The following is a 7,240-nucleotide window of genomic DNA, read 5'->3' on the forward strand; positions in this document are numbered from 1 at the left end:
TTTCCCACTCCCCCCATCTCCCACTCCCCGCATCTCCCCAGTCCCTGCCAAAATGATACAAGTACTTGCTAATTTTTACGTTTCCCTGAATACTGATCCAATAAAGCGATCAGTAACATTTAGAGGATACATCAGGGTCTTTGCCAAAAATTTACATGAATAATACAAATCAAAATATATTAATTTCTTGCTCATGCAACAGCACACCATAGCAGCGGAAATAACCCAAACTGGAATGGGACTGCATAGTGGTGTGAGTACTCATGTCCGGATACTGCCTGCTGAGGTAGACAGTGGGCGCTACTTTGTCAGAGTGGATTTGCCGGATTTACCCATAATTCCCGCCCAAGTTACCGCAGTGAGTCAAACTGTACTTTCGACTCAGTTGGGTAAAGGTGAAGCCAGTGTTCGGACAGTTGAGCATTTGTTGGCAGCACTGATGGGTATGGGTGTAGATAATGCCAGAATTGAAATTGATGGCCCAGAATTACCACTATTAGACGGTTCTGCCAAAATTTGGACGGACAGTATTAGTCAAGTTGGCTTGGTATCTCAACCCAAAAGCAACCAAATTTCTTTGGCGGTGAAAGAGCCGATATGGATTTATCACGAAGATGCTTTTGTCTGTGCGCTCCCAGCACCGGAAACTCGTTTTAGTTACGGGATTGATTTTGAATTGTCAGCTATTGGTAACCAATGGCATAGTTGGTCACCGACTGCTAGTTTTGCTGAAGAAATTGCTCCTGCTAGGACTTTTGGGTTACTTTACCAAATTGAATATTTACAAAAAACTGGGTTAATTAAAGGTGGTAGCTTAGAAAATGCACTTGTTTGTGGGCCTGATGGTTGGTTAAATCCACCATTAAGATTTGCAAATGAGCCAGTTCGTCATAAAATTTTGGATTTAGTAGGAGATTTGAGTTTACTAAGTAATTTTCCTCAGGCTCATTTCTTGGCGTATAAGGCTAGTCATAATTTACACATTCAATTGGCTGAGAAAATTTTGGAGTTGGGATTAGTTCAAGTCTAAAGTCCAAATTCTCTCAAGGCTTTGAATGCCTGCTGACTAGTTAATCGCATTAATGATAGGGGAGAATAACAAACCACATGGGCGAAGCATTCCGTAAGCACATGTGTCAAAGAACACAAAAGAAAGAAAAACAGAAGAAAAGACAAAAACTTTTTGCCTACTCACTACTCACTACTCCCCACTCCCCACTCACTACTCTCTACTCCCTTTCTGCTCGCAAGTACTTTTTAAGTTCCAGATTGAAAATTAACCACACAGATCATGACAACCATCACTAAAGTGAATAGTACCGATACTACTGCTACTGCATCTACTGAACCACAGCCTATTAATGAAATTAAAACAACATTGTCATCTGAAGAAATTCAGCAATTGTTGCCCCACCGTTACCCATTTTTACTTGTAGATAAAATAATTGACTATGTGCCAGGAAAAATGGCTATAGGCGTAAAAAATGTTACTGTTAACGAACCTCAGTTTCAAGGGCATTTCCCAGAAAGACCACTGATGCCAGGAGTGCTAATTGTTGAGGCAATGGCACAGGTAGGGGGGATTATTTTGAAGCAATTACCTGGATATGAGGAAGGGTTATTCGTTTTTGCCGGTATCGATAAAGTCCGTTTCCGTCGCCAAGTAGTTCCCGGTGATCAGCTAATAATGACGGTGGAACTGTTATGGATAAAACAACGTCGTTTCGGTAAAGTGCAGGCCCGTGCCGAGGTTGACGGTCAACTCGCTGCTGAAGGCGAATTAATGTTTTCTTTAATTAACTAAAGATCTGCTGTGGTGGTATTGGGTAAAGCTGTGTATTTACTCTTACTGAATCTTGAATTAGGATAGCAGTAAAAAAACAACCTACAACAGCATTTTATAATTTCTTGATTTTCGCCACCCTTACACATAACCTGTTTTGCTCGACACTTTCGGCCACTGAATACTTACACACTCAGCACTTAAAAAAGTTCTGGAGATTCACCCTTGAAGACGCTTATTCATCCAACTGCTGTAATTCATCCTAAATCGGAACTCCACCCATCAGTGCAAGTCGGTGCCTATGCTGTGATTGGAGCGCATGTCAAAGTCGGCCCGGAAACAATTATTGGCGCTCATGTAGTGCTAGAAGGACCTTGTGAAATTGGGGCGCGAAATCAAATTTTTCCAGGTGCAGCTATTGGCATGGAACCCCAGGATCTCAAGTTTGTGGGAGAACCTACCTGGGTCAAAATTGGTGACAATAACTCAATTCGGGAGTATGTCACCATTAACCGCGCCACTGGTGCAGGTGAAGCTACGGTGATTGGCAACAATAATTTATTGATGGCTTATGTACACGTAGCTCATAATTGCATAATTGAAGACCACGTAATTATTCCTAACTCAGTAGCCTTGGCTGGTCATGTGCATATAGAGTCACGGGCCAGGCTGGGCGGTGTTCTGGGTGTGCATCAATTTGTACGCATCGGACAACACGCAATGGTTGGGGGTATGGCACGAATTGACCGAGATGTACCCCCTTATATGTTGGTGGAAGGAAATCCGGCACGGGTACGCACCTTGAATTTGGTGGGACTCAAACGTTCGGGAATGAACTCGACCGACCTGCAAACCCTCAAAAAAGCATTCCGGATTCTCTATCGGTCTGGCTTAACTTTTAAGGATGCTTTGGAACAGCTCGAACAACTGGGAGAAACTGAACAATTACAAAACTTGCGTCGTTTTATCCTGCTTTCTCAAATGCCAGGAAGACGCGGCTTGATTCCAGGAAGGGGCAAACCAGGCGCGAGTGATGATTCTTAAGCACATTAATGCCCCCAGGTTAGAAGCCTGGGGCGACACAAACATGACGCGTAGCGTCTTCCCGGAGGGTAGGCAACCTCCGCAGGCTAGTACCGCAAGGCGGAAGTCAAAAGTCAAAAGTCAAAAAGCTTATTTTATAGGCTTTTCATTGATTTCAACTGGTCTGTTTATTTACGCCGACTTGTACTAGTTTTATATAATTCTTTTTCCTAACTTCTGAATTTTTACGAGTTATTAATTATCAAATGCGGATATTTATCAGCACTGGCGAGGTAGCTGGTGATTTACAAGGGTCGTTGCTGATTACGGCGATTAAGCGTCAAGCAACGGCTATGAATTTGCAATTGGAAATTGTCGCCCTGGGTGGTGACAAAATGGCAGAAGCAGGGGCTACTCTATTGGGTAATACCAGTGGTATTGGCTCAATGGGTTTAATAGAAGCCCTACCTTATGTTTTGCCTACTCTTCAGGTACAACGGCGGGCGATCGCCTTCTTAAAACAAAACCCACCAGACTTGGTAATATTAATTGACTATATGGGGCCAAATCTAGGTCTGGGGACTTATATGCAAAAGCATTTACCACAAATACCAGTGGTTTATTACATTGCTCCCCAAGAGTGGGCTTGGACAATGGATTTGCGTAATACATCCCGGATTGTCGGTTTTACGGATAAACTATTAGCCATTTTCCCAGAAGAAGCCCGTTATTTTCGTGAAAATGGCGCACAAGTTACCTGGGTAGGTCATCCTTTGATTGACAGAATGCAAGACGCTCCCAGCCGCGAAGTAGCCAGGGCTAATTTAGGGATTCCACCAGAACAAAAGGCGATCGCACTTCTTCCCGCTTCTCGTCGCCAAGAATTAAAATATCTTTTACCAGTTATTTTTCAAGCAGCCCAAACTATTCAAGCTAAATTACCCGAAGTTCATTTTTGGATTCCCCTATCTCTGGAAGTTTACAGACAGCCCATTGAAGAAGCAGTTAAAAGTTATGGTTTACGGGCGACAGTTGTATCTGGTCAACAAAAAGAAATATTTGCCGCAGCTGATTTCGCCATTACCAAATCTGGGACTGTGAACTTGGAACTGGCCATATTAGATGTACCGCAAGTTGTAGTTTACCGTTTAAGCCCCATTACAGCTTGGATTGCCCGGAGAGTTCTCAAAGGTGACATTGTTTTTGCCTCGCCACCAAACTTAGTGGCCATGAAATCAATTGTGCCGGAATTTTTACAAGAGCAAGCCACGCCAGAAAATATTACCCAAGCAGCGATGGAATTACTACTAAATTCTGAGCGCCGTCAGCAGACTTTAGCAGACTATGCAGAAATGCGGCAGTCTTTGGGAGAATTAGGAGTATGCGATCGCGCTGCTCAAGAAATTTTGCAAATGCTGCCAAATGAGGGGAGTAGGGAGTAGGGAGTAGGGAGTGGGGAACTCGGGGCCCCCTCTGGGGATAAGGGGTAATGGGGGAATGGTCAATGAAAAAACAACGGCCGATTGCAGTTGATTTATTTGCCGGTGCGGGCGGGATGACACTTGGCTTTGAACAGGCTGGCTTTGATGTTTTGGCTGCTGTGGAAATTGACCCGATTCATTGTGCAACACATGAGTTTAATTTTCCTTTTTGCTCGGTGTTGTGTAAAAGTGTTGAGGATACGTCAGGGGCAGAAATTCGGCATTATTCACAAATAGGCGATCGCGACATTGATGTGGTAATTTCTGGTTCACCATGTCAAGGTTTTTCTTTAATGGGTAAACGGATTTTTGATGATCCGCGCAATTCTTTGGTGTTTCACTTTTACCGATTGGTATTAGAATTAAAACCCAAGTTTTTTGTGATGGAAAATGTCAGGGGAATTACTGTCGGGAAACACAAGAAAATCCTCACGGACTTGATTAGCGAGTTTCAAAATCAAGGCTATCAAGTAGCAGAAAATTATCAAGTTCTCAATGCTGCCCATTATGGAGTTCCCCAGTTTCGGGAAAGATTATTTCTTTTGGGTGCTAGGGAAGATGTAGACTTACCGAAGTACCCGCAGCCCATTACTCAACAAGCTTTGCCACATGACTCTCAACCAGAAAATTCTTCTGTGCTTCCTCATAGCCCAACAGTTTGGGAAGCAATAGGGGATTTACCCGAAGTTGAAAATTACTCAGATTTACTAACACAAGACTGGATAGTAGCGGAATATGGCAAGCCTAGTGATTATGCCCAGAAACTTCGTGGTATCAGCACTGTAGCAGATGATTATGCCTGCGATGGGCTACGCCCCGCCGGAGGCGATCGCACCTTTGATTCTCGCATTCTTACTTCTAGTCTTAGAACAAAACACTCCACTACTACTATTGAACGGTTTGCTAAAACAAGTCAGGGAGAAAGAGAACTGATTAGTCGTTTCCATAAACTACATCCTGCTGGCGTTTGTAATACTTTAAGGGCAGGAACTGATCAATATAGAGGTTCTTTTACTTCACCTCGGCCGATTCATCCCATTACTCCCCGTTGCATCACTGTCAGAGAAGCGGCGAGATTACATTCTTATCCTGACTGGTTTAGATTTCATGTCACCAAATGGCACGGTTTCCGCCAAGTTGGTAATTCTGTACCACCTCTGTTAGCAAAGGCTGTAGCAGCAGAGATTATTCGTAGTTTAAATATTGCACCTTTTAAGCCCAGTTGCCGTTACGAGTTGGGACGGGAGGACTTATTAAAACTTACGATGTTGCAAGCAGCACAACGTTATAATTCGTAATTCGTAATTCGTAATTGACGTTTAAAGTCTTATCCTCACTCCCCACTCCCTACTCCCTACTCCCTTTCTTTATGTCCAAGCACGGAAAAAGGTGGTGTCTTCCCAAATACTAGCTGTTTGTTGAGCGATCGCAGCTAGTTCTTGTTCACTTAGGGGTTGAAAAGCACGAGCTATCTTGACATTATTTTCTAATTGTGAAACTGTTTCCGCTGCAATTACGCAGCAATGAACCCCAGGCTGAGACATGGCGTATCCTAAAGCTTGTTGCATACCTGCCAAGCCACCAGGCTGAAATAATCGACCATAAGCTGGGACTTTCATCGCTATGACACCCACATTCCTTTCTTGCGCTACTGGCATAACTACGGGTAGAAAAGGACGTGGGTGATGTTGGTCGGCAGCATTCACAGGAATCAATGTAGTGTGGAAAGGATAACGGCGCAGTCCTGTGGCAATTATTTCTGGATCATGATGTCCGGTAATACCTGCGAACCGTACAAGTTTCTGCTGTATGGCTTCTTCTAAAGCTTGAATTGCACCAGATGCACTAAAAATAGTATCGAGTTCTGAGGAAAAGGAGACATGATGCAACTGCCATAAATCAAGATAATCTGTATTCAGACGTTTAAGCGATCGCTCTAATTCTCTCCATGCACCATCACGATCTCTTTTATCTGTCTTGCTGGCTAGAAACAATTTTGAACGATGAGGTGGCAGCACTTTTCCCAAATAATCTTCACTAGGGCCATAACTAGCAGCCGTATCAAAGTAACGGATACCTAATTCCCAAGCTTTTTGAATAATTGCCTCAGCATCACGTTCTCTACCATTCCACGATAGTGGGGTTTGTCCTGCGCCTCCCAACCCAAAGATAGGCAACTTTACTTCAGTGCGTCCCAATACTCGTTCTGGCATAGTTACTATTGGTTTAGCCGCCTGTTGAAACGCAGTAGTTGCCGTAATACCGCCAGCAACAGCAACACTGGTAATTAAAAAATTGCGCCGTGTTTGCTTGTCTGTCATGATTGGCTTTAGTGAATTTGCCGTTCTTGTCTTATTTTAACTAAGAAGAATTACTCTTAGATATCTAAAAAATAAGTTGCCAAACCGTGAATTTGCCATCACAAATCTAGAGTTTAGCAACCTGCTTTTTTACCTATGCTCTTAAACTCCACTGTTTCCCTAGCCGAGAAATTAAGGGGGTACGTGGGAGTTTCCTATTACCTAGAAGCCTAACTTGATGATTTCAAAGAATTTTTCATTATCTATTTATACAAACCAACTGATATATTCACTGGAATCACACTTAACACACCTCAGCATTGGCTGGGATAGATATAGTCAGGACTAGAGAAGCCCGCTATGTTTTTAAATGTGATGCACAGCAGGCTGAAATAGGTTCATAGGTTAAGCACTAACCTGTGACATAAGTATGATAAATTACTAAGTTACTAAAAATAATCAATCCCTAGACTGTTGTTTGCTTGATACTGGTATGTTATTTCGATGTTCTTCATTGACTCTTGAGGTTTATGTGGGCTTCGACTATTGAAGTTGTATAAAACCAGGGCTGTACTGCTTCGCAGAACCCGTAGGGTAGCCCCTTAGTGGTGCAGAAAAGTCTTGAACCGCTTGTATACCAGGAGTCTGACTGA

6 protein-coding genes are annotated in these 7,240 nt (G+C 43.1%); 5 read left to right on the top strand and 1 reads right to left on the bottom strand.

Translation table 11 applies throughout. The annotated features are described in order from the left end of the window. The first annotated feature begins 193 nt into the window (after positions 1 to 193). The 5 genes from lpxC to ACM0OS_RS27820 all read left to right on the top strand — a co-directional run bounded on the left by lpxC (position 194) and on the right by ACM0OS_RS27820 (position 5,585). Positions 194 to 1,030 (top strand): UDP-3-O-acyl-N-acetylglucosamine deacetylase, encoded by an 837-nt coding sequence (lpxC, locus tag ACM0OS_RS27800; RefSeq protein WP_414546411.1) that lies wholly within the window; start codon positions 194 to 196, stop codon positions 1,028 to 1,030. Between the two features lie 261 nt (positions 1,031 to 1,291). Then, entirely contained in the window at positions 1,292 to 1,804 is a 513-nt protein-coding gene (gene fabZ, locus ACM0OS_RS27805; RefSeq protein WP_414546412.1) for a 3-hydroxyacyl-ACP dehydratase FabZ, read from the top strand. Positions 1,805 to 2,008: 204 nt separating this feature from the next. After that, entirely contained in the window at positions 2,009 to 2,827 is an 819-nt protein-coding gene (gene lpxA / locus ACM0OS_RS27810) for an acyl-ACP--UDP-N-acetylglucosamine O-acyltransferase (RefSeq protein WP_414546413.1), read from the top strand. A 245-nt stretch (positions 2,828 to 3,072) separates the two neighbouring features. Further along, complete coding sequence (gene lpxB, locus ACM0OS_RS27815; RefSeq protein WP_414546414.1) at positions 3,073 to 4,248, top strand: lipid-A-disaccharide synthase; 1,176 nt, start codon at positions 3,073 to 3,075, stop codon at positions 4,246 to 4,248. Between the two features lie 62 nt (positions 4,249 to 4,310). Continuing rightward, on the top strand, positions 4,311 to 5,585 hold the full coding sequence (locus ACM0OS_RS27820) for a DNA cytosine methyltransferase (RefSeq protein ID WP_414546415.1): 1,275 nt from the start codon (positions 4,311 to 4,313) through the stop codon (positions 5,583 to 5,585). 69 nt (positions 5,586 to 5,654) lie between these two features. Here the strand turns inward: ACM0OS_RS27820 and ACM0OS_RS27825 are convergent, their stop codons facing one another. Then, positions 5,655 to 6,608: an aldo/keto reductase gene (locus ACM0OS_RS27825; RefSeq protein WP_414546416.1), complete on the bottom strand. Its 954-nt coding sequence runs from the start codon at positions 6,606 to 6,608 to the stop codon at positions 5,655 to 5,657. Between the last annotated feature and the right edge of the window lie 632 nt (positions 6,609 to 7,240).

The organism is Nostoc sp. CCY0012, assembly GCF_963920855.1.
Taxonomy (GTDB): domain Bacteria; phylum Cyanobacteriota; class Cyanobacteriia; order Cyanobacteriales; family Nostocaceae; genus Cyanocohniella.